The organism is Streptomyces roseifaciens (assembly GCF_001445655.1).
GTDB lineage: Bacteria > Actinomycetota > Actinomycetes > Streptomycetales > Streptomycetaceae > Streptomyces > Streptomyces aureoversilis.
Map to the genome: position 1 here is coordinate 1,165,733 of NZ_LNBE01000004.1, position 26,681 is coordinate 1,192,413.

Annotated in this window: 22 protein-coding genes and 1 pseudogene; 15 read left to right on the top strand and 8 right to left on the bottom strand. The window is 73.7% G+C overall.

Annotated elements, in window-relative coordinates:
- Positions 1–104: 104 nt before the first annotated feature.
- Complete coding sequence (locus AS857_RS22340; protein ID WP_058045055.1) at positions 105–911, top strand: nucleotidyltransferase domain-containing protein; 807 nt, start codon at positions 105–107, stop codon at positions 909–911.
- Here AS857_RS22340 and AS857_RS22345 read toward each other — a convergent pair.
- Both AS857_RS22345 and AS857_RS22350 read right to left on the bottom strand, forming a co-directional pair.
- Positions 908–1,561 (bottom strand): nucleotidyltransferase domain-containing protein, encoded by a 654-nt coding sequence (locus AS857_RS22345; protein WP_079110825.1) that lies wholly within the window; start codon positions 1,559–1,561, stop codon positions 908–910. The two genes, AS857_RS22340 and AS857_RS22345, sit on opposite strands and share 4 nt — an antisense overlap.
- A gap of 71 nt (positions 1,562–1,632) precedes the next feature.
- Positions 1,633–1,995: a DUF952 domain-containing protein gene (locus AS857_RS22350; protein ID WP_058045056.1), complete on the bottom strand. Its 363-nt coding sequence runs from the start codon at positions 1,993–1,995 to the stop codon at positions 1,633–1,635.
- A 153-nt stretch (positions 1,996–2,148) separates the two neighbouring features.
- On the opposite strand from AS857_RS22350, the gene AS857_RS22355 reads away from it, so the two are divergent.
- The 4 genes from AS857_RS22355 to der all read left to right on the top strand — a co-directional run bounded on the left by AS857_RS22355 (position 2,149) and on the right by der (position 6,272).
- Complete coding sequence (locus tag AS857_RS22355) at positions 2,149–3,234, top strand: prephenate dehydrogenase (RefSeq protein ID WP_058045057.1); 1,086 nt, start codon at positions 2,149–2,151, stop codon at positions 3,232–3,234.
- 170 nt (positions 3,235–3,404) lie between these two features.
- Positions 3,405–4,118, top strand: a complete 714-nt coding sequence (gene cmk / locus AS857_RS22360; protein ID WP_058045058.1) for a (d)CMP kinase — start codon at positions 3,405–3,407, stop codon at positions 4,116–4,118.
- 50 nt (positions 4,119–4,168) lie between these two features.
- Positions 4,169–4,756, top strand: coding sequence for a lysophospholipid acyltransferase family protein (locus AS857_RS22365; RefSeq protein ID WP_245700645.1), 588 nt, complete (start codon positions 4,169–4,171; stop codon positions 4,754–4,756).
- Between the two features lie 58 nt (positions 4,757–4,814).
- Positions 4,815–6,272: a ribosome biogenesis GTPase Der gene (gene der / locus AS857_RS22370; protein WP_058045060.1), complete on the top strand. Its 1,458-nt coding sequence runs from the start codon at positions 4,815–4,817 to the stop codon at positions 6,270–6,272.
- A gap of 447 nt (positions 6,273–6,719) precedes the next feature.
- Here der and AS857_RS22375 read toward each other — a convergent pair whose 3' ends face one another.
- Entirely contained in the window at positions 6,720–7,046 is a 327-nt protein-coding gene (locus AS857_RS22375) for a hypothetical protein (RefSeq protein WP_058045061.1), read from the bottom strand.
- Between the two features lie 143 nt (positions 7,047–7,189).
- The gene (locus AS857_RS22380) at positions 7,190–8,014 is read right to left on the bottom strand and encodes a hypothetical protein (protein WP_058045062.1); all 825 of its coding nucleotides are present in this window, start codon (positions 8,012–8,014) and stop codon (positions 7,190–7,192) included.
- Between the two features lie 187 nt (positions 8,015–8,201).
- On the opposite strand from AS857_RS22380, the gene AS857_RS22385 reads away from it, so the two are divergent.
- The 3 genes from AS857_RS22385 to AS857_RS22395 all read left to right on the top strand — a co-directional run bounded on the left by AS857_RS22385 (position 8,202) and on the right by AS857_RS22395 (position 11,468).
- A complete protein-coding gene (locus AS857_RS22385) occupies positions 8,202–9,452 on the top strand; it encodes a glycosyltransferase family 4 protein (RefSeq protein WP_058045063.1) in 1,251 nt (416 codons plus the stop codon).
- Entirely contained in the window at positions 9,449–10,429 is a 981-nt protein-coding gene (locus tag AS857_RS22390; RefSeq protein WP_245700415.1) for a hypothetical protein, read from the top strand. Before AS857_RS22385 ends, AS857_RS22390 begins: the two co-directional genes overlap by 4 nt.
- Before the next feature lie 64 nt (positions 10,430–10,493).
- Positions 10,494–11,468 (top strand): helix-turn-helix transcriptional regulator, encoded by a 975-nt coding sequence (locus AS857_RS22395; RefSeq protein ID WP_058045064.1) that lies wholly within the window; start codon positions 10,494–10,496, stop codon positions 11,466–11,468.
- On the opposite strand, the gene ctaD is transcribed toward AS857_RS22395, so the two are convergent.
- Positions 11,422–13,107: an aa3-type cytochrome oxidase subunit I gene (ctaD, locus tag AS857_RS22400; protein ID WP_058045065.1), complete on the bottom strand. Its 1,686-nt coding sequence runs from the start codon at positions 13,105–13,107 to the stop codon at positions 11,422–11,424. The genes AS857_RS22395 and ctaD overlap by 47 nt on opposite strands.
- Before the next feature lie 465 nt (positions 13,108–13,572).
- Between ctaD and AS857_RS22405 the strand changes: the two genes are divergently transcribed.
- Positions 13,573–13,788 (top strand): I78 family peptidase inhibitor, encoded by a 216-nt coding sequence (locus AS857_RS22405; RefSeq protein ID WP_058045066.1) that lies wholly within the window; start codon positions 13,573–13,575, stop codon positions 13,786–13,788.
- A gap of 116 nt (positions 13,789–13,904) precedes the next feature.
- On the opposite strand, the gene AS857_RS22410 is transcribed toward AS857_RS22405, so the two are convergent.
- Complete coding sequence (locus AS857_RS22410; protein WP_058045067.1) at positions 13,905–14,915, bottom strand: phosphatase PAP2 family protein; 1,011 nt, start codon at positions 14,913–14,915, stop codon at positions 13,905–13,907.
- A 273-nt stretch (positions 14,916–15,188) separates the two neighbouring features.
- Positions 15,189–16,382 (bottom strand): glycosyltransferase family 39 protein, encoded by a 1,194-nt coding sequence (locus AS857_RS22415; protein WP_058045068.1) that lies wholly within the window; start codon positions 16,380–16,382, stop codon positions 15,189–15,191.
- Positions 16,383–16,583: 201 nt separating this feature from the next.
- On the opposite strand from AS857_RS22415, the pseudogene AS857_RS22420 reads away from it, so the two are divergent.
- A pseudogene (locus tag AS857_RS22420) lies at positions 16,584–18,310 on the top strand (MFS transporter).
- 129 nt (positions 18,311–18,439) lie between these two features.
- Positions 18,440–19,606, top strand: coding sequence for an acyl-CoA dehydrogenase family protein (locus tag AS857_RS22425; protein ID WP_420823956.1), 1,167 nt, complete (start codon positions 18,440–18,442; stop codon positions 19,604–19,606).
- Between the two features lie 85 nt (positions 19,607–19,691).
- On the opposite strand, the gene AS857_RS22430 is transcribed toward AS857_RS22425, so the two are convergent.
- Entirely contained in the window at positions 19,692–20,129 is a 438-nt protein-coding gene (locus tag AS857_RS22430) for a cell division protein SepF (RefSeq protein WP_058045069.1), read from the bottom strand.
- A gap of 286 nt (positions 20,130–20,415) precedes the next feature.
- On the opposite strand from AS857_RS22430, the gene AS857_RS22435 reads away from it, so the two are divergent.
- The 4 genes from AS857_RS22435 to AS857_RS22450 all read left to right on the top strand — a co-directional run bounded on the left by AS857_RS22435 (position 20,416) and on the right by AS857_RS22450 (position 26,680).
- The gene (locus AS857_RS22435) at positions 20,416–21,690 is read left to right on the top strand and encodes a DUF5685 family protein (RefSeq protein WP_173864794.1); all 1,275 of its coding nucleotides are present in this window, start codon (positions 20,416–20,418) and stop codon (positions 21,688–21,690) included.
- 484 nt (positions 21,691–22,174) lie between these two features.
- On the top strand, positions 22,175–24,148 hold the full coding sequence (locus AS857_RS22440; RefSeq protein ID WP_079110569.1) for an FAD/NAD(P)-binding protein: 1,974 nt from the start codon (positions 22,175–22,177) through the stop codon (positions 24,146–24,148).
- Positions 24,149–24,329: 181 nt separating this feature from the next.
- A complete protein-coding gene (locus AS857_RS22445; RefSeq protein ID WP_058045070.1) occupies positions 24,330–25,370 on the top strand; it encodes an LLM class flavin-dependent oxidoreductase in 1,041 nt (346 codons plus the stop codon).
- Positions 25,367–26,680 carry an NtaA/DmoA family FMN-dependent monooxygenase gene (locus AS857_RS22450; RefSeq protein WP_058045071.1) on the top strand — a complete coding sequence of 438 codons (1,314 nt, stop codon included), beginning with the start codon at positions 25,367–25,369 and terminating at the stop codon, positions 26,678–26,680. The genes AS857_RS22445 and AS857_RS22450 overlap by 4 nt, the downstream gene beginning before the upstream one ends.
- Position 26,681 lies beyond the last annotated feature (1 nt).

The following is a 26,681-nucleotide window of genomic DNA, read 5'->3' on the forward strand; positions in this document are numbered from 1 at the left end:
CCGGAAGGATCCTTTCCGCCGCGGCGCAGCCCGGCGGTGCCGTACCGGCCCGGAGGCGACGCGATTCGCCGACCGCCCGGAGGGCCCGCTGGGAGACTGGGCCCATGAGTGATCAAGCCATACGCTCCGGAGCCGCGAAGCTCCGTGACGCCGGCGTGCCGGCCGTCGACCTCTCGACCCTCCTCGCCGGGCAGACGATCGTGTTCGCCACCGTCTCCGGCGCGCACCTCTACGGCTTTCCGTCCCGGGACTCCGACGTCGACCTCCGGGGCGCGCACCTGCTCCCGGTCGCCGATCTGCTCGGCCTGAAGGAGCGCGAGGAGACCCGTACGCGGATGGGCGACCACGACGGCGTCGAGACGGACCTCGTCACGCACGACCTGCGCAAGTTCGCCCGCCTGATGCTCCGCCGCAACGGCTACGTCCTGGAGCAGCTCCTCTCGCCCCTCGTCGTGCACACGACGGACGTCCACGCCGAGCTGACCGCCCTGGCCCCCGGCCTGCTCACCCGCAACCACGCCCACCACTACCGCGGCTTCGCCGTCACCCAGTGGCGGCTGTTCGGCAAGCAGGGCGCGCAGGGCGAGCTCAAGCCGCTGCTCTACACGCTGCGCGTGCTGCTCACCGGCATCCACCTCATGCGCAGCGGCGAGGTCGTCGCCCACCTCCCCACGCTCGCCGGCCTGGCCGAAGCCCCCGCCTACGTGGCCGAGCTGATCGCCGCCAAGGCGGAGGCCGAGCACGGCCCGGTCCGGGACCTGGTGGACGCCGCCCGGCTGCAGGAGGACGTCGAGAGGCTGCACACCGTGCTGGACGACGCACAGGCCGCCTCCCGGCTGCCGGAGCAGCTCTCGCATGAGGCCTACGACGCCCTGCACGACCTCGTCGTCCGGGCGCGTACGTCCGCCTAGCCCGCCCCGGCCCCCGCCCCCGCCGAAGCGCGGCGTACGCGTATCAGGAAGTCTTCGACGCGGGCGTGGTCCGGTTCCCCGGGGAGGGGGCTCGTGCGGGACGCCTCCTCGGCTTCCTCGGTCAGGCGGTTCAGCCAGGCCTCCGCCTCGGGCCAGGGCACCTCGCCCCGCCGCACGGCCAGCAGAGGTTCGCGCATGGCGCCGACGTCGAGCACGAGCGACCCCGTGCGCAGCAGGTCGCGGCCGCACATCAGCAGCCGCAGCGCGTGCATGACGGGCTTCCAGCGCCGCGGCGTGCCGTGCGCCCGCACGTCCGCCGCGAACTTCTTGCGCTGGTCGGCGGCGTAGCCCGCGTACGTCGTGTGGACCCTGCGGGAGAGGAACGCCTCCCGCAGGGCCAGCAGCTCGCGCCCCGTGTCGTCGACCTGCTCGACGAGCGGGGAGTGCAGGCACTCCAGGATGTTCGGGTTGCCCCGCAGCGCCAGCTCGCAGAAGCGCTCCAGCTCCCAGGAGAACTGCTCCTCGGCCGGTCCCTCCATGTGCGGCGGCGGCTTCTCGAAGCCCCAGAACAGGGGCGTCGGCGCCACGTACACGCCGCGCCGGTCCGTATCGCTCGCCTCCGTGGCCAGCCCGAAGGCGCGCGAGCCCATCACGCACGCGTAGACCGTGTGCTCGGTGACCAGCGCGACCGGAGCGACCGGGGTGAGCGGGGGAACGGGCGTCACGACCACACCGCCAGCCCCGTCGCGCGGCCCGCCTCGTCGCGCTGGATCTCCATCATCCCCTCCACGGCGTCCCGGTTGATCCGCCCGAAGACGTGCGGGAACTGCGTGCCCGGGTCCACGCCGGGCGGCGGGGCCGGGTCGGCGGCCTCCCAGCGGACCAGGACGTCCAGCTTGTGCTCGTCGATCAGGAGGACCATCAGCGGGCCGGGCACGTCCCTGTAGAAGGCCGTGGCCACGGCGAGCGTCGTCTCCTCGTCGGGGGAGCAGTGGACGAAGCCGTCCTCGGAGAGGGAGGCGGGGGAGTACGGACGGTCGGGCACGGCCAGCCAGTCGTCCAGGGGCACCACGTGGTAGATCATGTGCACGGTTGTACCGGACGCGGGCCCGGCAGTCCCGCAGGGCGCCCGCCCCGGCCCCGCAGGGCCGCCCGCCCCGCACGGCCGGCGGAGCGGCTGGATAGGCTGGCCGGGCCCGCTCTCCGTCACGCTCCACGCACCTCGCAAGGACTCTCAGTGAGAACCGCCCTCGTCATCGGCACCGGACTGATCGGCACCTCCGCCGCGCTCGCCCTCGCGGGCCGCGGGGTCCACGTCCACCTCAGGGACCACGACCCGGACGCGGCGCGGACGGCCGCGGCCCGCGGCGCCGGCACCGACCAGGCGCCCGAGGGCCCGGTCGACCTGGTGATCGTCGCGGTGCCGCCGGCGCACGTCGCTGCCACGCTCGCCGGGGCGATCCGGGACGGCCTCGGCCGCGGCTACGTCGACGTCGCGAGCGTCAAGGGCGGCCCGCGGCGCGAGCTGGAGGCCCTCGGCGCCGACCTCTCCTGCTACCTCGGCACGCACCCGATGGCAGGCCGCGAGCGCTCCGGCCCCATGGCCGCCACCGCCGACCTCTTCGAGGGCCGCCCCTGGGTGCTCACGCCCACCCGCGCCACCGACACCGAGGTCCTCAACCTCGCCCTCGAGGTCGTCGCCCTGTGCCGCGCGGTCCCCGTCGTCATGGACGCCGACGAGCACGACCGGGCCGTCGCCCTCGTCTCGCACACCCCGCACCTGCTCTCCAGCATGGTCGCCGCCCGCCTGGAGGAGGCGGACGAGACGGCCGTGCGCCTGTGCGGCCAGGGCATCCGCGACGTGACCCGGATCGCCGCCTCCGACCCCCGGCTGTGGGTCGAGATCCTCTCCGCCAACCCCGGCCCCGTCGCCGACATCCTCGCGGCCGTCGCCTCCGACCTCGACGAGACGGTACGGGCCCTGCGCGCCCTGGAGGCCGCGGACGACGACAAGCGCGACGAGGGCGCCGCCGGCCTCGAGGACGTGCTGCGCCGCGGCAACGCGGGCCGCAGCCGGGTCCCGGGCAAGCACGGGGCGGCTCCCGCCGCGTACGAGACCGTCTCCGTCCTCATCGGCGACCAGCCGGGCGAGCTCGCCCGGATCTTCGCCGACGCGGGCCGGGCCGGCGTGAACATCGAGGACGTCCGCATCGAGCACGCGACGGGCCAGCAGGCGGGCCTGATCCAGCTCATGGTCGAGCCGGGCGCGGTGGGGTCCTTGACGGCGACCCTCCGTGACCAGGGCTGGTCGTTGCGCCAGTAGGACGTCAAGGGCTCGTGCCCTCGAATCCGCCGCCGCAGCGGACTCAAGGGCACGAGCGCCCTTGCCCGGCCCGGCCTCGCCCGGCCGCGGCCCGGGCCGCCTCCGCGAGCCAGTAACCTTGTCGCAGGCTGATAAAAGCCGCCCGTACTTTCACCCCGTGCACAAGGAAGGTGTCTGACACCGTGGAAACCGCCGCCCGGACCGCTCCGGCAGCAGTCATCGTCGGCATCGACGGCCCCTCCGGCACGGGCAAGTCCAGCACGTCCAAGGCCGTCGCGGCCAAGCTCGGCCTGCGCTACCTGGACACCGGCGCGCAGTACCGCGCGATCACCTGGTGGATGCTGAGCAACGGCATCGACGTGAACGACGCCGCGGCCGTCGCCGACGCCGCGGGCAAGCCCGAGATCATCTCCGGCACCGACCCGTCCGCGCCGACCATCACGGTCGACGGCGCCGACGCCGCGGGACCCATCCGCACCCAGGAGGTCACCTCCGCGGTCAGCGCCGTGAGCGCCGTCCCGGAGGTGCGCACGCGCCTGACCGAGCTGCAGCGGTCCATCGCCGCCGAGGCGCCGGCCGGCATCGTCGTCGAGGGCCGTGACATCGGCACCACCGTGCTGCCCGACGCCGACCTCAAGATCTTCCTGACGGCGTCCGCCGAGGCGCGGGCCGCCCGCCGCAGCGGCGAGCTGAAGGGCAAGGAGGCCACCGACCTGGCCGCCACCCAGGCCGCCCTCGTCAAGCGGGACGCCGCCGACTCCGGCCGGAAGACCTCGCCGCTGGCCAAGGCCGGCGACGCGGTCGAGGTGGACACGACGGAGCTGACCCTGGAGCAGGTCATCGAGTGCGTGGTGACCCTGGTCGAGGAGAAGCGGGCGGCGTGACCGCGTCCCCCGGGGGTGCCGCCGTCGGCCGGCGGATCGGCATAGGCCTGATGTACGGGCTGTGGAAGCCGCGTGTGCTGGGCGCCTGGCGGGTGCCCGCCGCGGGGCCGGTCATCCTCGCGGTGAACCACTCCCACAACCTCGACGGCCCGATGCTGATGGGCACCGCGCCCCGGCCGGTGCACTTCCTGATCAAGAAGGAGGCGTTCGTCGGCCCCCTCGGCCCGTTCCTGGAAGGGATCGGCCAGCTGAAGGTGGACCGGACGAGTGCCGACCGCGCCGCGATCACGGAGGCGCTCGGCGTCCTGGAGGGCGGCGGCGTCCTGGGGATCTTCCCCGAGGGCACCCGGGGCGAGGGCGACTTCGCCTCGCTGCGCGCCGGCCTCGCCTACTTCGCGGTGCGGTCGGGGGCGCCGATCGTGCCGGTGGCGGTGCTCGGCAGCGCGGAGCGCAAGGGCCGCGTCGTGCGCGGCCTGCCGCCGCTGCGCAGCCGGGTCGACGTCGTCTTCGGGGACGCCTTCGAGGCCGGTGACGGCAGCGGCCGGCGCACCCGCAAGGCGCTGGACGAGGCGACCGTGCGCATCCAGGAACGGCTGAGCGCGCACCTGGCGGACGCCAAGCGGCTGACCGGCCGCTGAACGAGACTTAGTAGCGGGCCCGCGGGTCCGCCGACCATACGAACGAGGAACGGACTTCATGAACGACCAGATCCACGGCGACGAGCACGGTGAGCTTGGCGACGCCGAGTACGCGGAGTTCATGGAGCTCGCGGCGCAGGAGGGCTTCGAGGCCGAGGAGATCGAGGGAGCCCTCGGCGAGGCCGGCCACGGCCCGCTGCCGGTGCTCGCCGTCGTCGGCCGCCCCAACGTCGGCAAGTCGACGCTCGTGAACCGCATCATCGGCCGCCGCGAGGCCGTCGTCCAGGACAAGCCCGGCGTCACCCGTGACCGCGTGACGTACGAGGCCGAATGGGCCGGCCGCCGCTTCAAGGTCGTCGACACCGGCGGCTGGGAGCAGGACGTGCTGGGCCTCGACGCCTCCGTCGCCGCCCAGGCCGAGTTCGCCATCGAGGCCGCCGACGCGGTCGTCTTCGTCGTGGACGCCACCGTCGGCGCCACCGACACCGACGAGGCCGTCGTCAAGCTGCTGCGCCGGGCCGGCAAGCCCGTCGTGCTGTGCGCCAACAAGGTCGACGGCCCCGCCGCCGAGGCCGACGCCGCCCTGCTGTGGTCGCTGGGCCTGGGCGAGCCGATGCCGGTCTCCGCGCTGCACGGCCGCGGCACCGGCGACATGCTGGACGAGGTCCTCAAGGCCCTGCCCGAGGCCCCGGCCCAGCGCTTCGGCACCGCCGTCGGCGGTCCGCGCCGCATCGCCCTGATCGGCCGCCCGAACGTCGGCAAGTCCTCGCTGCTCAACAAGGTGGCCAACGAGGAGCGCGTCGTCGTCAACGAGCTCGCCGGCACCACCCGCGACCCGGTCGACGAGCTGATCGAGCTCGGCGGCGTGACCTGGAAGTTCGTGGACACCGCGGGCATCCGCAAGCGCGTCCACCTCCAGGAGGGCGCCGACTACTACGCCTCCCTGCGCACCGCCGCCGCGGTCGAGAAGGCCGAGGTCGCGGTCATCCTGATCGACGCGAGCGAGAGCATCTCCGTCCAGGACCAGCGCATCGTCACCATGGCCGTCGAGGCCGGCCGCGCGATCGTCATCGCGTACAACAAGTGGGACACCCTCGACGAGGAGCGCCGCTACTACCTCGAGCGCGAGATCGAGACCGAGTTCCAGCAGATCGCGTGGGCTCCGCGGGTCAACGTCTCGGCGCAGACCGGCCGGCACATGGAGAAGCTCGTCCCGGCGATCGAGACGGCCCTCGCGGGCTGGGAGACGCGCGTGCCGACCGGTCGGCTGAACGCCTTCCTCGGCGAGCTCGTCGCGGCCCACCCGCACCCGATCCGCGGCGGCAAGCAGCCCCGCATCCTCTTCGGCACCCAGGCGGGCACCAAGCCCCCGCGGTTCGTGCTCTTCGCCTCCGGCTTCATCGAGGCGGGCTACCGGCGCTTCGTCGAGCGTCGCCTCCGCGAGGAGTTCGGCTTCGAGGGGACTCCGATCCACATCTCGGTGCGGGTGCGGGAGAAGCGCGGGCGCAAGAAGTAGGGCGAGCTCTGCCGGGCCCCCGGCCGGGGGTCCGGGGGTTGCCCCCGGGAAATGCAGTATCGAGGCGGGCTACTGGCGCTTCGTCGAGCGTTGCCTCCGCGAGGAGTTCGGCTTCGAGGGGACTCCGATCCACATTTCGGTGCGGGTGCGGGAGAAGCGCGGGCGCAAGAAGTAGGGCGAGCTCTGCCGGGCCCCCGGCCGGGGGTCCGGGGGTTGCCCCCGGGAAATGCAGTATCGAGGCGGGCTACTGGCGCTTCGTCGAGCGTTGCCTCCGCGAGGAGTTCGGCTTCGACGGGACTCCGATCCACATCCCGGTGCGGGTGCGCAAAGTAGGCCTTGCCCGGGTTCGGCCGGGGGTCCGGGGGTTATCCCCCGGGAGATGCAGCAGAAGCAGGCGCAAGAAGCAAGGGTCTGTGGGGGCCGGCGGCCCCCACAGACCCTCTGTCGCTAATAGCCGCGCATGCGGCCGTCACGCGGAGCGGGCGGCAGCGCGGCGGGCACGTGCCCGCCGCGCTGCCGCCCGTAATGCGTGTCCCAGGCGGTGTTGTAGCCCGAGTGGACGTGGTAGCCCAGCTGGCCGGCGTAGCCCTGCTGCCCGCCGTACTGCCCGTAGCCGAGCTGCGGACCGAAGCCCACGAACCTCAGCTCCTCCTCGCCCGAGCGGTCGAAGGGGAGCGCCCGGAACGAGCGGCGGTACTCGGAGTAGAGCGCATCGTAGATCGGGGTGACCGAGACGGGGTGGCTCTGCGGGGTGGCTTCGCGGGATGGGCGCATGCCGGGGATGTGGTTCGGGTACGGAATCCGCGGGGCAGGCTCGTATGAGTGCACATACGAGCCAACGAGTCCGTGGCCCGGGGGATGCGGGCCCGGCCGGTAATGGGCCGCCGGAGCGTGGCGGACGGGGTGCACGGCGCCCGTCACGTACCCGCGAGGGGCATGGTCGTGGCGACGAGCCGCCCGGCCGACGCCGCCCGGTCCAGCGCCTCGCGCAGCAGGTCCTCGCGCGGCTGCGAGCCGATCGTGCCGACCGGCGCGGCGAAGACCAGCACCCGCTTCGTCTTGTTCACGGCCGACCGCCACTCGGGCGCCACCTGCATCGCCTGGTGCGCCTGCCACCACGCGGTGGGCTGGGAGCCCGCGACGCCGGGCATGAGGATCGCGTGCAGCTGGCCCATGGCCAGCAGCACCGACCAGCCCGGCGTGGACGGCGGCACCTTCTCCACGGTGGCGACGGGGGCGAAGCCCTGCTCGATCAGGAGCGGCAGGAAGACGTCGACCGGGCCGTTCGTCCCCGCGCGCGCGATCGGCCCGAGCGGCTCCACGACGAGCGCCGGGTGCAGGTCGCCGCCGACCAGCACCAGGCCGCTGGTCACGCCCAGCTCGGCCTGCACGGGGCCGTCGGGCGCGGCCGTGAGCGTCGGCATGGTGGCCGGTGCCGGCAGCTGGGGGGCGCCCGCCTGGTCGCCCTCTCCCTGGATGGAGCGCACGGCGCCCTGGAGCTGTTCCTCGGAGACCGCGACGACCTGGGAGGGGATGCAGGCTGCGTGGGCGAAGGCGAGCACGGCCGTCTCCTCGCCGACGAAGAGCACGGTGCTGGTGCGCTCGCGGTCGGTGTCGCCGGGGGTGCGGCAGGAGGTGCAGTCGTAGCTGCCCGGGGCGCTGTCGCCGCCCAGCAGTCGTTCGGCCTCTTCGTCGCCGATCTCGGCGCGGACGTCGTCACTGACGTCGAGCATGCGCGGCACGGGTGGCTCCTAGATATCGGTGCGTATCACACGGGGGTTCCCGGTTCGTAAGAGCACAACGGGCGATCCGTGGCAGGGGTCACGCGTAACGAGTTGGTGATCAGGGCCAACCTCACGCGCCCCACCACGGTCTAATCTCTGGGTAGGCGGGCTGGATGGAATGTCCGCGGCAAACGGCTGGGGACGAATGCACATCTCATTCCTGATTCACAACGCGTACGGCATCGGCGGGACGATCCGGACCACGTTCAACCTCGCGAGCACCCTCGCCGAGCAGCACGACGTGGAGGTCGTCTCGGTCTTCCGGCACCGGGAGGAGCCGGTGTTCGCACCGAGCGGCAAGGTGCGCCTGCGCCACCTGGTCGACCTGCGCAAGGGGACCCCGGGCTACGAGGGGGACGACCCCGAGTACGAGCGCCCGGCCGCCGTCTTCCCCTCCGCCGAGGGCCGTTACAAGCAGTACAGCGCCCTGACCGACCGGCGGATCGCGGAGCACCTGCGCACCCTGGACTGCGACGTGGTGGTCGGCACCCGCCCCGGCCTGAACGTGCACATCGCCCAGCAGGCCCGCCGCGGCCCGGTCCGGGTCGGCCAGGAGCACCTGACGCTGAGCACCCACTCCCAGCCGCTCAAGCTGACGCTGCGCACGCACTACCCGCGGCTGGACGCCGTCACGACCGTCACCGAGGCCGACGCCGCGACCTACCGCAAGCTGATGCGGCTGCCCGGAGTGCGGGTCGAGGCCGTGCCCAACAGCATCCCCGCCCCGGCCGTGGCCCCCGCCGACGGCAGCGGCAAGTGGGTGGTCGCCGCCGGCCGGCTCGCCCCCGCCAAGCGCTACGACGTGCTGATCCGCGCCTTCGAGAAGGTCGTGGCCGAGCGGCCCGACTGGAAGCTGCGGATCTACGGCGCCGGTGCCGAGCGCGCCAAGCTGCGGGCCCTCATCGACAAGCGCGGCCTCTACAACCACGTCTACCTCATGGGCCCCGCCAACCCGCTGGACCCCGAGTGGGTCAAGGGCTCCATCGGCGCCGTCACCTCCAGCCTGGAGTCCTTCGGCATGACCATCGTCGAGGCGATGCGCTGCGGCCTGCCGGTGGTCTCCACCGACTGCCCGCACGGCCCCGGCGAGATCATCGCCGACGGCGTCGACGGCCTGCTCGTGCCGGTCGGCAAGGTCGACAGGATCGCCGGCGGCCTGCTGAAGCTGATCAACGACGACGAGCTGCGGCAGCGGATGGGCCGGGCGGCGCTCGAGAGCTCCGCCCGCTTCGACCCGGCGCAGGTCGCCGGGCGCTACGAGCAGCTCTTCGGCGACCTGGCCGCCCGCGGCTCCCTGCGCGGCTCGCTGCACCGCACCCGCGGCGCCCTGCTCAGCAACGCGTTCAGGACCTCGGACGCGAGCCGCTCCGCCCTGCGCCGGGTGCGTGCCGCATGACCCCCGAGACCGGTAAACCCTCCGTGCCCCCGAACGCCGCCGGATCCGGCGGCTCCACCACCCCCGAGGAGAGCACCATCGTGTCTGCCCCGGCCCCGCCGCGCGCCGACTGCATCGCGGACTCCGCGGGCGGGCTCACCTTCGACCTCGACGCCCCCGGCCCCGGACTCGACCTCAGCGAACCGGACCACTGGACCGCCGCGCTGGTCCTGCGCCGCCGCGGCAGCGACGACGAGGCCGAGGAGATCCGCCTGCCGCTCGCGCCCGACGGCGAGGGACGGCTGCGCGCCGTGCTGCCCAGCACGGTCGCGCTCCCCGAAGGCCGCTGGGACGTCTACGTCGCCTTCGCCGACGCCGAGCCCCGCCGCCTGGTGCCGGGCCTGGCCGACCTCAGATCGCTGGTCGACCGCAGACCCGGCCCGAGCACCTCGCCGCTGGCGGTCCGCATCCCGTACGCGACCAAGCACGGCAACCTCTCCCTGCGCAGCTGGCTGCGCGGCCCGCACGCCGAGGCGGGCGACCTGTACCCGGACGCCTCCGGCCTGACCGCCCACGGCCGCATCCACCGCGTCGCGGACCCGGCCGCCTGGCTCACGGGCGCCGTCGTCGAGGCCCGCTGCCGCCGCGCGCCCGACCTCGTCGTCACCGCCCCGGTCACCCGGGAGAAGCAGGCCGAGGACGCCCCCGCCGAGGAGGCCGACGGCCAGGACTTCTCCTTCACCCTGGAGTACGCCCGGCTCGCCGGGGAGTGGCACGGCGGCCTGGACGTCTGGGACCTGTGGCTGCGCCCGGCCGACGGCTCGGAGCCCGCGCGCATCGCCCGCCTCCTCGACGACGTCGTGGACAAGCAGCAGATCTTCACCTACCCCGTGCTGCCCGTCGACGCCGCGTACGCGCCCGCGCAGGCCGGCCCGTACTACACCGCCGACAACGACCTGGCGGTCAGGATCGAGGAGCGCCCGCCCGTGGCGGGCTGACCTCCCGGGCCGCCGGGCCCATCGCGGACGGAAGCCGTCCGCATGGGGCGGCATACTTCCTGCCATGTTGGAGACCTCGGCACGTCTGCTCCGCCTGCTCTCCCTGCTGCAGGCCCACCGCGAGTGGTCCGGCCCGGACCTCGCCGGCCGGCTCGGCGTGACCGCGCGCACCGTGCGCCGGGACGTCGACCGGCTGCGCGAGCTCGGCTACCCCGTGCACTCCGCGCCCGGCACGGCCGGCGGCTACCGGCTCGGCCCGGGGGCGCAGCTGCCCCCGCTGCTGCTGGACGACGAGGAGGCCGTGGCCGTCGCCGTCGGGCTGCGGACCGCGGCCGCGGGCGGCGTCGAGGGCATCGAGGAGACGTCCGTACGGGCGCTCACCAAGCTCGAGCAGGTCCTGCCGGACCGGCTGCGGCGGCGGGTGAGCGCCCTCAACGCCTTCACCGTGCCGATGGTCTCCGCGCAGCGGGGGCCCACGGTCGACGCGGCGGTCCTGACCGAGCTGGCCGCCGCGTGCCGGGACGGCGAGCGGCTGCGCTTCGCCTACCGCGACCACAACGGCGACTCCACGCGCCGCACCGTCGAGCCGCACCGGCTGGTCTGCGCCCAGCGCCGCTGGTACCTGGTGGCCTGGGACACCGACCGCGAGGACTGGCGGACGTTCCGTGCGGACCGCATCACGCCCACGCCCCCGCACGGGCCGCGCTTCGCCCCCCGCCGGGCGCCGGCGGAGGACCTGGCGGCCTACGTCTCCCGCGGCGTGTCCACCACCGCCTACGCCGAGCACGCCACGGTGCTGCTGCGCGTGCCGCTGGAAGTGGCCGCGCAGAAGGTCTCGCCGGCCGCGGGGACGCTGGAGGCGGTCGACGGCGACAGCTGCCTGCTGCGCACGGGCGCGCACACCCTCGATGTGATGGTCGTGCACATCGTGCTGATGGGCTTCGACTTCGAGGTGCAGGAGCCGCCCGGGCTCGTCGACCGGATACGCGAGATCAGGGACCGGTTGTCCCGGGCGCTTCCGCCGTCTGCGGAGCGTTGACCTTGGCCACCTCCGGGTGGTGCAGGTCGAAGGCGGGCGACTCGGAGCGGATCCGGGGCAGGGCCGTGAAGTTGTGCCGGGGCGGCGGGCAGCTCGTGGCCCACTCCAGGGAGCGGCCGTACCCCCAGGGGTCGTCGACCCCGACGGGCTTCCCGTACCTGGCGGTCTTCCAGATGTTGTAGAAGAACGGCAGGTTGGACAGGCCGAGCAGGAACGCGCCGATGGTCGACACCGTGTTGAGGGCGGTGAAGCCGTCGGCCGCGAGGTAGTCGGAGTAGCGCCGGGGCATGCCCTCGGCGCCCAGCCAGTGCTGGACGAGGAAGGTGAGGTGGAAGCCCAGGAACAGCGTCCAGAAGTGCACCTTCGCCAGCCGCTCCTCCAGCATCTTGCCCGTGAGCTTGGGCCACCAGAAGTAGAAGCCCGCGAACGTCGCGAACACCACCGTCCCGAACACCACGTAGTGGAAGTGCGCGACGACGAAGTAGCTGTCCGTGACGTGGAAGTCCAGCGGCGGCGAGGCGAGGATCACGCCGGTCAGCCCGCCGAAGAGGAAGCTCACCAGGAAGCCCACCGCCCACAGCATCGGCGCCTCGAACGACAGCGACCCGCGCAGCATGGTGCCGATCCAGTTGAAGAACTTCACGCCGGTGGGCACCGCGATGAGGAACGACATGAAGGAGAAGAAGGGCAGCAGCACCGCCCCCGTGGCGAACATGTGGTGCGCCCAGACCACCACCGACAGGGCCGTGATCGCCATGGTGGCGCCGATCAGCGTCAGATAGCCGAAGATCGGCTTCCGGGAGAACACCGGGATGATCTCGCTGATGATGCCGAAGAACGGCAGGGCGATGATGTAGACCTCGGGGTGGCCGAAGAACCAGAACAGGTGCTGCCACAGCAGCGCCCCGCCGCTCGCCGAGTCGAAGACCAGGGACGCGAAGCGCCGGTCCGCCTCCAGCACCAGCAGCGCCGCCGCCAGCACGGGGAAGGCCAGCAGGATGAGGATCGAGGTGAAGAGCACGTTCCAGGTGAAGACGGGCATCCGGAACATCGTCATCCCGGGGGCGCGCATCCCGATGATGGTGGTCAGGAAGTTCACCGCACCGAGGATCGTGCCGAAGCCGGAGAGCGCCAGCCCCATGATCCACATGTCGGTGCCGATGCCGGGGGAGCGGACCATGCTGCTCAGCGGGGCGTAGCCGGTCCAGCCGAAGGTGGCGCCGCCCTGCGGCATCAGCAGGCTGGAGACGACGATCAGGCCGCCGAAGAGGTACAGCCAGTACGCGAACATGTTGAGCCGGGGGAAGGCCACGTCCGGGGCGCCGATCTGCAGGGGCATGATCGCGTTGGCGAAGCCCGCGAAGGCGGGGGTCGCGAAGAGCAGCAGCATGATCGTGCCGTGTGCCGTGAAGGCCTCGTTGAACGACTCGTTGGTCATCAGCTGCAGGCCGGGCCGGGCCAGCTCGGCCCGCATCAGCATCGCCAGCAGCCCGCCCGCCAGGAAGAAGGCGAACGAGGTGATCAGATAGAGGTGGCCGATCGTCTTGTGGTCGGTCGTCGTCAGCCAGTCGATCACGATCCGGCCCGGTCGGCGCTCCCGCACCGGCCCGGTGGTCGCCTGCGCGGTGTCCGTCCCCATCTGCGCTCCCTCGATGTCACCTTCGACGGGCTTTCGGGCTCACGCCATGATGCTCGCCCCGGGGGCCGTCGCGCGAGGGTGCCTCCTGGGGTTCCGGGGGCGGGCGCGGCCGGTCCGGTGAATCGGAATTCTTTATTCCGGATGTTTCCGGACCGCGCTATTCCAGTGACCGTGAACACGGATCCGCAATATCCTGTGCGCCCGTTGTGCGGTCATTTCCGGTACGTGCCCGGGTGATTTCGGCGGACCTCCCGAAAAGATGCCGCGCATTTCCCGCCGAGGATTGGTGAAGACGTTCCGCGCGATCCCGTAATCCCCGTAGGGGTGAAGTGTTCCGCGGCAAACCACAACGGGTTCTCTGTGACAGAAGTGTGACCGCCGGAGGACGGTGGCCCCACGGCCCCGCGCTCCGGCCGCCCCGGACTCCGCTTCCGTACGGCGACGGGGCGGCCTACGGTGACGGGCATGGCACCTCTACCGAACCTCCCCGCCGACCCCGACGACGACCCCGCCGCCTACGTCGGCCTCGCGACGGCCGCCGCGGCCGAGCGGGCCCGCGCCCGCGGCTGGGCCACCGTGCGGGCCCTCGCGCCCGGCACGCTCGTCACCATGGAGTACCGGGCGGGCCGGCTGAACTTCGAGGCCGAGGACGGCGTCGTGAAGCGCTGCTGGAAGGGCTGACGACCCGCGGCCGGCGACCCGCGCGGCCGACGACCCGCGCATACGACGACGGCGGCCCCGGAACCTCTCCGAAGAGGTGGTTCCGGGGCCGCCGTCGTACGCGGGGAAGCGGGCCGTCAGCCGCCGACCGTCCGGCCGCGGCCCGCGGCCGGGCCCAGCGGGCTGGTGCGCGGCGCCCGGTCGGGGTTCGGCGGGCGGCGGCTGCCGGTCGGCGTGACCGGCGTCCGCTCGGAGCGGGCCGTGTGCGGCCTCGCCGGCAGGTGGGGGCGCCCCTCGGGGGCCCGCACGCTCGCGGACCGGCCCCCGACGCCCACCGGCTCGCGGGCCGGCTGCTGGTCGTCGGCGGGGGAGCGCGGGGCGGCCACGGCCACCGGGGCGACCGGGGCGGGCACGAACACGGCGCGCTCGCGCACCCGGCGCCACAGGGCCAGCAGCCACGCCTCGGCGCGGGCCATCGGCGCCTCGAACCACGGCAGGGCGAGCAGCACCAGCAGCCCGGCCGTCCAGCCGAGGGTCACGTCGCTCATCCAGTGCGTACCGAGGTAGACCGTGGTCATGCCGACGCCCAGTGCGAGGAGCGCGGCGATCACCGAGGCCACCCGGCGGGTGCGCGGGGTGGTGGCCAGATAGGCCAGGACGCCCCAGGTCACCACGGCGTTGGCGGTGTGCCCGGAGGGGAATATGTCGCCGCCCGCGAACATCTCGTTCGAGCCGATCGAGGTGGCGTAGTGCGGACCGAGCCGGCCCATGCCGATCTTCGCGGCGCCCACGGTGGCGTTGAGCAGCAGCAGCGACGTGCCGAGGACCAGCAGCGGCCGCAGCGTCCCCAGCCTGTAGGTGCGCCAGCCCAGCCAGGCCGCGACCGCGACGGCGGTCGGGCCGCGCTGGCCCAGGACCACGAAGTAGTCGAGGAAGGTGTGGATCTCCGGCCACTGCTTGTACGGCCGGAAGAGCATGACCTGCCAGTCGAACCGCACCGGCCAGGACGTGGTGAGCACGCCGACCACGATGGCCAGGTAGACCACGGAGGTCGCCACGAAGATCCCGAGGCGGGTCCGGGTCATCCGCGGCCGCACGGGCTCGGTCGGGCGCTCCTCCGCTTGGACGAGCTCGTCGTTGGTACGCACTCAATCGACGTTACATTGAGTGACAGGAAGCTTCGGCCGATCGGGCCTGTTTGTGATGACGATGTGATGTGGAATGCGTCTCAAGCATGACGTGCGCCACATTGGATTCCCCGGGGCAACTCCCGTCCGGGAAATTCCCGGGCCGCCCCGACCGCCCTCCCGGGCCCTATTCCTTCTCTTTGCGGCCCGTTGTTTATCGGGGATTGGCCGGGCCGTTCCACTACGTTTTCCGGTGGCTCCGGGAGGGAGCCGGGCGGCCGTCCCGGAAAACGATCACGGGGGGCCGGAGCCGTGCAGCCAGAACGCCCCGTACACCGCGGACACCAGCACCACCACGCCCACCGTCGCCACCGCCCGTACCGTCCGTGTCCGCGCGAGGGCCACCGCGAGCGGCAGCAGCAGCGGGAAGGCCGGCATCATCAGGCGCGGCTTCGAGCCGAAGTACCCCTTCGCCGTCAGCGCCAGCAGCAGCACCGCGCCCGCGTAGCCCAGCAGCGGCAGCGGCTGGCGCTGCCGCACGCACGCCGCGTACAGCCACAGCACCAGGCCCACGCCCACCAGCAGGCCGAGCCCCGCGGCGAACGCGGAGCCGAAGAGCCGCCCGGCGACGAACGAACCGAAGGCCAGCCCTCCGTCGAAGCCGTTGCCCCAGCCGCCTTGGACGTCCAGATAGCCCGTGAAGCTGCCGGTCCGCACGCCGACCCAGGCGAAGTACGCGAGCCAGCCCAGCGGTGCGAGCACCGCGCCCAGCAGCATCCGGGGCAGCTCACGCCGCTCCCGCAGCTCCTGCCGTTCCCCGCGCCGCAGCGCGACCAGCACCCCTAGCCACACGGCCAGGACCACCGCCGCCCCCACCGGGCGCGTCAGCCCGGCGAGCGCCGCGAAGGAGCCCGCCCACACCCAGCGCCGGGTGAGCACCGCGTACAGGCTCCACGCCGCCAGCGCCGTGAACAGCGACTCCGAGTAGGCCATCGACTGCACGATCCCGACCGGCAGCGCCGCCCACAGTGCGACGAGCGCCACCCCCGCCCGCCGGCCGTACAGCCGCTCCCCGATCAGGAAGACGGCCCAGGCCGCGAGCAGTGAGGACAGCGCGCTGACCACCAGGCCCGCATCCGCCGCCGACAGCGGGAAGACCGCCGACAGGCCCCGTTCCAGCCAGGGCAGCAGCGGGAAGAACGCCAAATCCGAGTGGATCTTCCCGCCCGGCAGGTGAAGTGTGTAGCCGTAGCCGTCCTCGGCGATGCGCGAGTACCAGAGGGAGTCCCAGCGCGCCGAGAGCAGCTGGTGCGGGCTCTTGCCCGCGAAGTGCCCCCACACGGCGAGCACCGCGATCCCCAGTGCCCGCACCGCCGCGTAAACCAGCAGGGCGGGCAGTGCACGGCGCAGCGCGCCACGCACCCGGCGGGCGGCGGGCGGCCGGTCCGCCCCGGCGCCCGTACCGGCGGGAGAAAAAAGATCAGTCACCGATCAATTGTCCAGCATGCGCGGAGCGCCTCCACGATCGGCCCGGACGGTGACGGAGCACACGGATCCGTGCCCGGGACTCGCGTACTCTGTCGAGTCACTCGCCCACGACGATTCCCCCGGCCACCCACCGGGCGGCAACCCCGGCCCACGTCCCCAGGGCCGGCGGGCGGACGGCGAGCGCACGATACGGAGGTGTGAATGTCCGGGACGACCACGGCCGGCCCGCCGAGGGCCGACGGCGTCCCCCGGCAGCGGTACCGGCGCGGACAGCGGCAGCGGCCGCCGTACGGGCCGGGCGCCGGCGCCGGGGCGAACCGCTGGACCGTCCTCGTCGTCCTGTGCGTCAGCCTGCTCCTCGTCGCCGTCGACGCGACCGTCCTGCACGTCGCCGTGCCGGCCGTCACCGAGGACCTGCGGCCCGGGGCGATCCAGCTGCTGTGGATCGTCGACGTCTACCCGCTGGTCTGCGCCTCGCTGCTGATCCTCTTCGGCACCCTCGGCGACCGCGTCGGCCGCCGCCGGGTGCTGCTGCTGGGCTACGGGCTCTTCGGCGCGGCCTCCGCGCTCGCGGCGTTCGCCCCCACGCCCGAGGTGCTCGTCGGGGCCCGCGCGCTGCTCGGCGCGGGCGGCGCGATGATCATGCCGGCGACGCTGTCGATCCTCCGCCAGGTCTTCCCCGACCGGCGCGAGCGGGCCCTCGCCGTCGGCGTGTGGAGCGCGGTCGCCGCCGTGGGCGCCGCGGTCGGGCCGCTGCTCGGCGGCTTCCTCCTCGAACACTTCTGGTGGGGATCGGTCTTCCTCATCAACATCCCGCTGATGGCCGCCGCACTCCCGGTCGGGCGCTGGCTGCTGCCCGAGTCGACCGGGCCCCGCGACGGGCCCTGGGACGTGACCGGCGCGCTCATGGCCGCGTTCGGGCTGTTCGGGCTCGTCCTCGGCGTGAAGCGGGCCGGGGCCGGCGACGCGCTCAGCCTCGGCACGATCGTGCCGGGGGCCGTCGGCGCGGCCCTGCTGATCCTCTTCGTCCGCCGGCAGCGCCGGCGCACCCACCCGCTCGTCGACCTCCGGCTGTTCGCCCGGCCCGCCTTCGGCACCTCCGTCGGGTGCATCGTGCTGGCCATGCTCGCGCTCGTCGGGCTGGAGCTCATAGCCGCCCAGTACCTGCAGCTCGTCCTCGGGCTCACCCCACTGGAGACCGGCCTGCGGCTGCTGCCGCTCACGCTCGCCGCGATGGCCGCCGGGCTCGTCGGCTCCCGGCTGCTGCAGCGGCTCGGCCCGCGCACGATGGTCGCCCTCGGCTTCGTCCTGACCGCCTCGGCCGTCGCCTCGCTGACCGCGATGGGGCTGCACGACCGGCCCGGGGTCCTCGTGGCCTGCTTCGTCCTGCTCGGCTTCGGCCTCGAGACCACGCTCTTCGGCGCGTACGAGTCGATGCTCAGCGAGGCGTCCGCGGAGTCCGCGGGCGGTGCCGCGGCGATCGGCGAGACCTCGTACCAGCTCGGCGCCGGCATCGGCATCGCCCTGCTGGGCAGCGTCATGAACGCCGCGTACGCGCCCGGCGTCGACTCCGTTCCCGGCGTGCCCAGCGCGGCGGGCGCCTCCCGGCTGGGGGGACCGGCCGGGAGGCGACGTCGTACGCCTCGCCGAGGGGGGGGGGCCCCCCGGGGAGCCACTCCCTCGGCGAGGCGTACGACGTCGCCTCCCGGCTGGGGGGACCGGCCGGGGAGGCGCTGCGGGTCGCGGCGCGGGACGCATTCGTGCACGGGCTGCACGTGACGCTGGCGCTGAGCGCGGCGTTGCTGCTGGCGGGGGCGGTCGCCGCGCTGCGGCTGCCGCGGGTGATGGACTGCGGGGCGGTGGCGTCTCCGGCGCCGGTGCCGGCCCCGGCTCCGGCCGAGGAGAGCCCGGCACCGCCGGTCACGTAGCGATCGGCGGTGCGGTGCGGCGGTGCCGAACCGGCGCCCGGATCCTCTGGACTCGGCCGGTTACCCGGCCGTAGCGTGCTGGCGAAGCGAAAGACGATCACATTCGCCCGCACCCCGCCGGAGGCAGCCGTGTTCGACCCGCATGATCCCCTCGGGATCGAGGACCTGCTCAGCCCCGAGGACATCGCCGTCCGGGACACCGTCCGCCGCTGGGCCGCCGACCGTGTCCTGCCGCACATCGCCCAGTGGTACGAGGCCGGTGAACTCCCCGGCGTCCGCGAGCTCGCCCGCGAGCTCGGCGCGATCGGCGCGCTGGGCATGCAGCTCAGCGGCTACGGCTGCGCGGGCGCGAGCGCCGTCCAGTACGGCCTGGCCTGCCTGGAGCTGGAGGCCGCCGACTCCGGCATCCGCTCCCTGGTCTCCGTCCAGGGCTCCCTCGCGATGTACGCGATCCACCGCTTCGGCTCCGAGGAGCAGAAGCAGCAGTGGCTGCCGGCGATGGCGGCGGGGGAGACCATCGGCTGCTTCGGCCTGACGGAGCCCGACCACGGCTCGGACCCGGCCGGCATGCGCACCTACGCCAAGCGCGACGGCACCGACTGGGTGCTGACGGGCCGCAAGATGTGGATCACCAACGGCTCGGTCGCCGGGGTCGCCGTGGTCTGGGCCCGGACCGACGACGGCATCAGGGGCTTCGTCGTGCCCACCGACAGCCCCGGCCTGTCCGCGCCGGAGATCCGGCACAAGTGGTCGCTGCGCGCCTCCGTCACCAGCGAGCTGGTCCTCGACGAGGTGCGGCTGCCCGCGGACGCGGTGCTGCCGGAGGCCACCGGGCTGCGCGGCCCGCTCGGCTGCCTGAGTCACGCGCGGTACGGCATCGTCTGGGGCTCGATGGGCGCAGCGCGTACGAGCTTCGAGACCGCGCTCGACTACGCGCGCACGCGCGAGCAGTTCGGCAAGCCCATCGGCGGCTTCCAGCTCACCCAGGCCAAGCTCGCCGACATGGCGGTGGAGCTGCACAAGGGGATCCTGCTGGCGCACCACCTCGGGCGGCGGATGGACGCGGGGAGCCTGCGACCGGAACAGGTGAGCTTCGGCAAGCTCAACAACGTGCGGGAGGCGATCGAGATCTGCCGGACGGCGCGGACGATCCTCGGTGCGAACGGGATCTCCCTGGAGTACCCGGTGATGCGGCACGCCACGAACCTGGAGTCCGTGCTGACGTACGAGGGCACGGTGGAGATGCACCAGCTGGTGCTGGGCAAGGCGCTCACCGGTCTCGACGCGTTCCGGTAAGCCCTCGCCCTTCGCGGCTTCGCCCCCTTGCGGCTCCACCCCCTCGCAGCTCCGCCGCGGAACTCGGCTCTGGTTGCCGCTCGGCTCAGCTCTGGTTGAAGAAGCCGCCGTTCGCCCGTCCCCTCGGCTCCCCGCTGACCACCATGTAGTCGGCGGGGGTCAGCAGGAACACGCGGTTGGCCACGCGCTCGATGGAGCCGCGCAGTCCGAACGTCAGCCCGGCGGCGAAGTCCACGACGCGCTTGGCGTCGTTGGGCTCCATGCCGGTGAGGTTGACGATCACCGGGACGCCGTCGCGGAAGAGCTCGCCGATGCCCCGGGCGTCGCGGAAGCCGTCCGGGGTGACGGTGGCGATGCGCGTGCCCTGTTCCTGCGCGGCCTCGTCCGCCACCCGCACCTTGGGGTTGGTGACCCAGGCGTCACCGGGCTCGGGTCCCTCGGCGTACTCGTCGTCGTAGTAGCGCTCGTCATCGCTGTCGTCGACGAGGCCGAGCCAGGCACTCGCCTTGCGCACCGATCCCATGGACGCCTCCTCTCACACGCGGGGTGTTCCGTCCGCTTCTCTATCGTCGTCCATGATGCGGATGGTGTGCCAAGTGGATAGCCGCCGGACGAGCATTTCGTGACGCATCTGGTGCAAACCGGTTGGCGGTGCGTCAGAAACCCCGCAGGCCCCTTCTTGCGCCCTGGACCTGGGCATATGCGGCTACGGCGGGCGATTGGGGGGCGCGGGGCGGGCCCCGGTCGGGTCGGGTGGTCAGGTGATTAGGATGCCCGGGTCCATTCACACCACACACGGGGGCTGGGTTTTGTTCGGGATCATAAGGCCATGCCGGCACCGGTTGTCAGAGGCCATGCGCACGGAATGGATGGCGCATCTGTGCGGACTGTGCCTCGCGCTGCGCGGCGACCACGGACAGTTCGCGCGCGCGGCCACCAACTACGACGGTCTGGTCATATCGGTCCTGGTGGAAGCCCAGTCGCCGGCGGACGAGGGCGCCAACTCCTGGCGCCGCACGGCCGGACCGTGCCCGCTGCGCGGCATGCGCACCGCTTCCGTGGCCAAGGGTGAGGGGGCGCGTCTCGCCGCCTCGGTCTCGCTGGTGCTGGCGTCGGCGAAGATGCGCGACCATGTCGCCGACGGCGACGGCGTGTTGGCGCGCCGCCCGGTCGCCGCGGCGGCGCGCCGCGTGGCCGCGAAGTGGGACCGGGCCGGTGCCCGTACGGGAGCGGACCTCGGTTTCGACACCGCCGTCCTGGTCGACGCGGTCGAACGGCAGGCCGGCATCGAGGCGCTGGCCGGTGCGGGGACGTCGCTGCTGACGGTGACGGAGCCCACCGAGACGGCCACCGCCGCGGCCTTCGGCTACACCGCCGTGCTCGCCGGGCGGCCGGGCAACAAGGAGCCCCTGGAGGAGGCGGGCAGGCTCTTCGGGCGGCTCGCGCACCTGCTGGACGCCGTGGAGGACATGGCGGAGGACGCGGAGACCGGGGCGTGGAACCCGATCGCCGCGACCGCTACCGACCTCGCCGAGGTGCGCAGGCTGTGCGACGACGCGGTGCACGGCGTCCGTCTGGCGCTGCGCGAGGTCGACTTCGCGAGCAGGAGCCAGAGCCGGCTCGCACACGTCCTGCTCGCGCACGAGCTGGAGCGCGCCGTCGACCGGGCGTTCGGCACGGCGGGCTGCGGGCACGCCGGACACGCCGGACACGCCGGACCGGCCGGACACGCCGGATCCGCTGTCCTCCAGGACGGCGCGCCGCAGGGCGCGTTCGGACCGCCGCCGGTCATGCCGCCCGGCCAGATGCCGCCGGGCCAGATGCCGCCCGGCGCGCCGCCCGAGCCGCCGCGGCGGGGGCGGCAGCGCGGGCTGATAGCCGGCTGTGCGGTGTGGGCCACGCTTTTCTGCACGTGTCAGGTCTGCTGCCGCGACCCGTACTTCGACCCGTGGGACGGCCAGCAGCGTGAGGGCTGGTGCCACAAGTGCGACTGTGGCGACTGCGATTGCAGCGGCTGCGGCGATTGCTGCAACTGCTGTGACTGCTGCGGTGACTGCGACTGTGGTTGTGACTGCGGTTGTTGAGAACGAGGGTAAGCCTCGTGGTCGAGCGCGATGCGAGGGGAGGGTGCGGCGCAATGCCGCGGATGTGAAGGTCTGAAGCGTGAAGGCCTGAAACGTGAAGGCGTGAAGGCGTGAAGGCGTAGGGCTCCGCGGGAAGCGCGGTCAGCCCGAGCAGGAACCCGGAAGAGGTGCACGGAAGCCGGGACACGACGCGGACCACACCCGACCGAAGTCGATGTGGTCCCGGGTGACCAGCCGTTGCCCTGGGTGCATGGGCCAAGTGGAACAGCCTTCCGTTTCCCCGTCAACTGTGCTGAGACGGCCTGCCCACAGTGTGGACAGGAGTACGGACAGGCTTGACAGTTGGCCAGGGCACGTGAATAGCCTCGGAGTTCGGCCGTGCTGAGGGGCGCGGCCGGATGCGCACGACGCCTCCGATGTGAAGGCACGTCCCGTCGAGTGAAGGCACGTCCCGTGTCCGATCCCGTATCCACGGAGCCTTCCCATGCCCTCCCTCGTCGTCATCGGTGCCGGTCCGCGCGGCACCGGCCTCCTCGAACGCATCGCCGCCAACGCCCCCGGACTCCTCGCGGGGGCCCGCCTCGATCTCCACCTCGTGGACCCCTTCCCGCCCGGCGGCGGCCGCGTGTGGCGCCACGACCAGTCCCCGCTGCTGTGGATGAACTCCATGGCCGAGGACGTCACCGCGTTCACCGACGCCTCGGTGCGGACCGAGGGGCCCGTACGCCCCGGCCCGACGCTCGCCCAATGGGCGGCCTGCGTCCGCGACGGCACGGTGCCCGCCCCGCCCGACCCCGCGACCGCCGGCGAGGTCCGCGCCCTGACCGGACGCAGCTTCGCCGGACGGCGGGTGCAGAGCGCCTACCTGCGCTGGACGTACGAACAGGCCGTGGCCGCCCTGCCGCCCGGCGTCACCGTCCACGAGCACCGGCGGCGCGCCTTACGCCTGTCCGGCGCGCGCGACGCACGGCAGCACGTCTGGCTGGAGGGGCTCGCGGCACCGCTCCCCGCCGACCTCGTCGTCCTCGCCCTCGGTCACCTGCCGTCCGCCCCCGACGCCGGGCAGAGCGCCCTCGCCCGTTTCGCCGCGCGCCACCGGCTGGCCTACCTGCCGCCCGAGTTCACCGCCGACAGCGACCTGAGCGCCCTGCGCCCCGGCGAGCCGGTGATCGTCCGCGGCCTCGGGCTCGCCTTCGTCGACCTGATGGTGCTGCTCACCGAGGGGCGCGGCGGCACGTACGCCACCGGCCGCGACGGCGAGCCGGTCTACCGCCCCTCCGGACGCGAACCCGTCCTGTACGCGGGCTCCCGGCGCGGCGTCCCGTACCGCTCGAAGATCGGCTACTCCTGGGAGGGCGAACGGCCGCCGCTGCCCCGCTTCTTCGGCCCGGCCGAGGCCGCGGCGCTGCGCGACCGGCCCGGCCCCCTCGACTTCCGCCGCGACCTGTGGCCCCTGGCCGGGAAGGAGCTCGGGTTCGCCCACTACCACCGGCTGTTCACCGCGCACCCCGAGCGCACCCGCATGCCCTGGCCGGCTTTCGAGGAGCGGTACGCCTCCTGCGCGTCCGGCAGCGCCGAGCTCCTCGCCCTGACCGCCGCAGCCGTGCCCGGCCCGGCCGACCGGTTCGACCCGGCCGCGCTCGACCACCCCCTCGCCGGCCGCCGCTTCACCGGAGCCGACGCCCTGCAGCGCGGCCTGCGCGCCCACATCGAGGCCGACCTCGCCCGCCGTCACGACCCCCGCCACAGCCCCGACCTCGCCGTCTTCCTCGGCCTGCTCTCCGTCTACGGGCAGCTCGCCGGCCTCGGCGACACGGGACCCTGGTGGCACGGGTTCTTCAGCTACCTCGCCTCCGGCCCGCCCGGACCCCGGCTGCAGCAGCTCCTCGCGCTCTCCCGCGCCGGGGTGGTGCGCTTCCTCGGCGCCGACCTGACCGTCACGGCCGACGCGGAACACGGCGTGTTCCGGGCGCACAGCGCGAGCGCGCCGGGCGTCGTGACCGCGGCGCGCGCCCTGGTCGAGGCGCGGCTGCCGCCCCCGTCCGTCGCCCGCTCCCTCGACCCCCTGCTGCGCTCCCTCCACCCCGAGGCCGCCACCACGCCCGCCGGCCTGCTGGCCGTCAGCCCCGAGGACGGCCGGATCCTCGGCCCCGACGGACGCCCGCACCCGCGCCGCTTCGCCCTCGGACCGCACACCGACGCCCGCGCGACCGCCGCCTTCGCCCGGCCGGGCACCGACGCCCCGGCGTTCCGCCAGAACGACGCCACGGCGCGCGCCGCGCTGAGCTTCCTGCGCACGGTCGCGGGCCGTACTCCTCCGGAGCGGGACGGGGGCTCCCGCGGGCCCGGCACCGCCGGTCACGTAGTGGGGGCCGGAGCGCCGTCGCGGCGGAAAGGACCGCCGGGCCCCGGACCCGTGGATGCGCCGGGGGCCGGGGCTCGCCCCGGGAAGCGGTGAAAGGGCGGGAGCGGGGCCCCGTTCTCCCGCACGCAGCGGGAAGCGGTGGTGCCCCCGGAAGCCCCTCCCGCCGGAGCGGACGGGCACCGCCGCCCCGGAGCACCTCCCAGCCGTAGCCGGGGAGAGCAACCACCCACCGAGCCACCGGCCCCACCGTGGCCCCACACCCCCAGGGAAGCCCATGTCCGCACCCATCCGGCCCCTGCACCTGGCCGTGAGCATCGACCGCCCCGGCGTCCGGGACGCCGAGCCCTACGTCCGCGCGGCCCGCCTCGCCGAGCGCGGCAGGCTGGACTTCGTCACCCTCGGCGACACGCTCGGCCCGCCCCGGCGCGGCGAGAGCCGCCTCGACGCCCTCGCCGTCCTCGCCCGCGTCGCGCCCGCCACCGAACGCATCGGCCTGGTGCCCACCGTCACCACCACCCACACCGAGCCGTTCCACGTCTCCAACGCCGTCTCCACCCTCGACTGGGTCAGCGGCGGCCGCGCCGGCTGGACCGTGGAGGTCTCCGGCACCGAAGCCGCGGCGCGCCACTTCGGCCGCCGCGCCGCGGCCCCCGCCGACGAGCTGTGGCACGAGGCCGCGGCCGTCGCCGACGTCGCCGCCCGGCTCTGGGACAGCTGGGAGGACGACGCCGAGATCCGCGACGCGGCCACCGGCCGCTTCGTCGACCGCGACAAGCTGCACCACGTCGACTTCGAAGGCCCCGGCTTCTCCGTCCGCGGGCCCTCCATCGTGCCCCGGCCCCCGCAGGGCCGGCCGGTGATAGCCGTCGACGCCACCCGCCTGCTGCCCCGCGCGGCCGCCGCCCGCCACGCCGACGTCGCCTACGTCCGCACCGGGCCCGCGCCCACCCCCGGCGCGGTCCGCGCCGCCCGCGACGACCTGCACGCCCGGCTGCGCTCCCTCGGCCGCGACCCCGGCCGGATCGTCGTCCTCGCCTCCCTGCCCGTCGCGCTGTACGCGGCCGCCGACGCCGTCGCCCTCGCCGACCTGGCCGGCTCCTGGTGGGCCGACGGCGTGGTCGACGGCTTCCACTTCCGGCCCGAGGACCCCGACCGGGACCTCGCCCTGCTGGTCGACGGGACCGTCCCCGTACTCCAGCACCGCGGCCTGCTGCGCTCCTTCTATCCCGGCGGCACGCTCCGCGAGCACCTGTGCCTGCCGCGCCCCGCCAACCGCTACGCCGATCGCCACGCCACCGCGAGGAGGCCCGCATGACCGCCCCCGGGGCACGCCGCCGCAAGCAGATGCACCTGGCCGCCCACTTCCCCGGCGTCAACAGCACGACCGTGTGGACGGACCCGCGGTCCGGCAGTCAGATCGACTTCTCGTCCTTCCGGCACCTCGCCGCCACCGCCGAACGCGGCCTCTTCGACTTCTTCTTCCTCGCCGAGGGCCTGCGGCTGCGCGAGCACAAGGGCCGGATCCACGACCTGGACGTCGTCGGCCGCCCCGAGTCGCTCACCGTGCTCGGCGCCCTGGCCGCCGTCACCGAACGGATCGGCCTGGCGGCCACCGCCAGCACCACGTTCAACGAGCCCTACGAACTCGCCCGGCGCCTCGCCTCCCTGGACCACCTCAGCGGCGGGCGCGCCGCCTGGAACGCCGTCACCTCCTCCGACGCCTTCACCGGCGAGAACTTCCGCCGCGGCGGCTACCTCGACCGGGCCGAGAGGTACACGCGCGCCGCCGAGTTCGTCGCCACCGCGCGCGAGCTGTGGGACTCGTGGACGCCCGAGGGCGTGCCGCGCCCCTTCGCCCACCACGGGCGGCACTTCTCCGTCTCCGGCACCTTCGACGTGGCCCGCAGCCCGCAGGGCCACCCGGTCGTCATCCAGGCCGGGGACTCCGACGAGGGCCGGGAGTTCGCGGCCTCCGCCGCCGACGTGGTCTTCACCAGGCACGGCACCCTGGACGCCGGCCGCGCCTTCTGCGCCGACGTCAAACGGCGGCTCCCCGCGTACGGCCGGCGCCCCGGCGACCTCAAGATCATGCCCGGGGTGACGTTCGCCCTCGGGGACACCGACGCCGAGGCCCAGGAGAAGGCCGCCGAGATCCGCAGGCAGCAGGTCTCCCCGCAGAACGCGCTGCTCGCCCTGGAGCAGGTGTGGGGCCGGGACCTGTCCGCCTACGACCCCGACGGGCCGCTGCCCGACGTCGACCCGGACCCGGGCGGCGAGGTGGCCCAGGGGAGGGTGCGGATAGCCGACCCGTTCGCCGTCGCCGCCCGCTGGCGTGCCGTCTCCGAGGCCAAGGGGCTGTCCATCCGGCAGACCGTGATCGAGACGACCGGCCGGCAGTCCTTCATCGGCACACCCGCCTCGGTGGCCGCCCAGCTGGACGAGTTCGTCACGGCCGGGGCCGCCGACGGCTTCATCCTCGTCCCCCACCTCACCCCCGGAGGGCTCGACGACTTCGTCGACCGCGTGGTGCCCCTGCTGCAGGAGCGTGGCGCGTTCCGTACGGAGTACACGGGCGCGACGCTGCGCGAACACCTCGGGCTGCCGCTGCCCGTATGGAAAGGTTGAC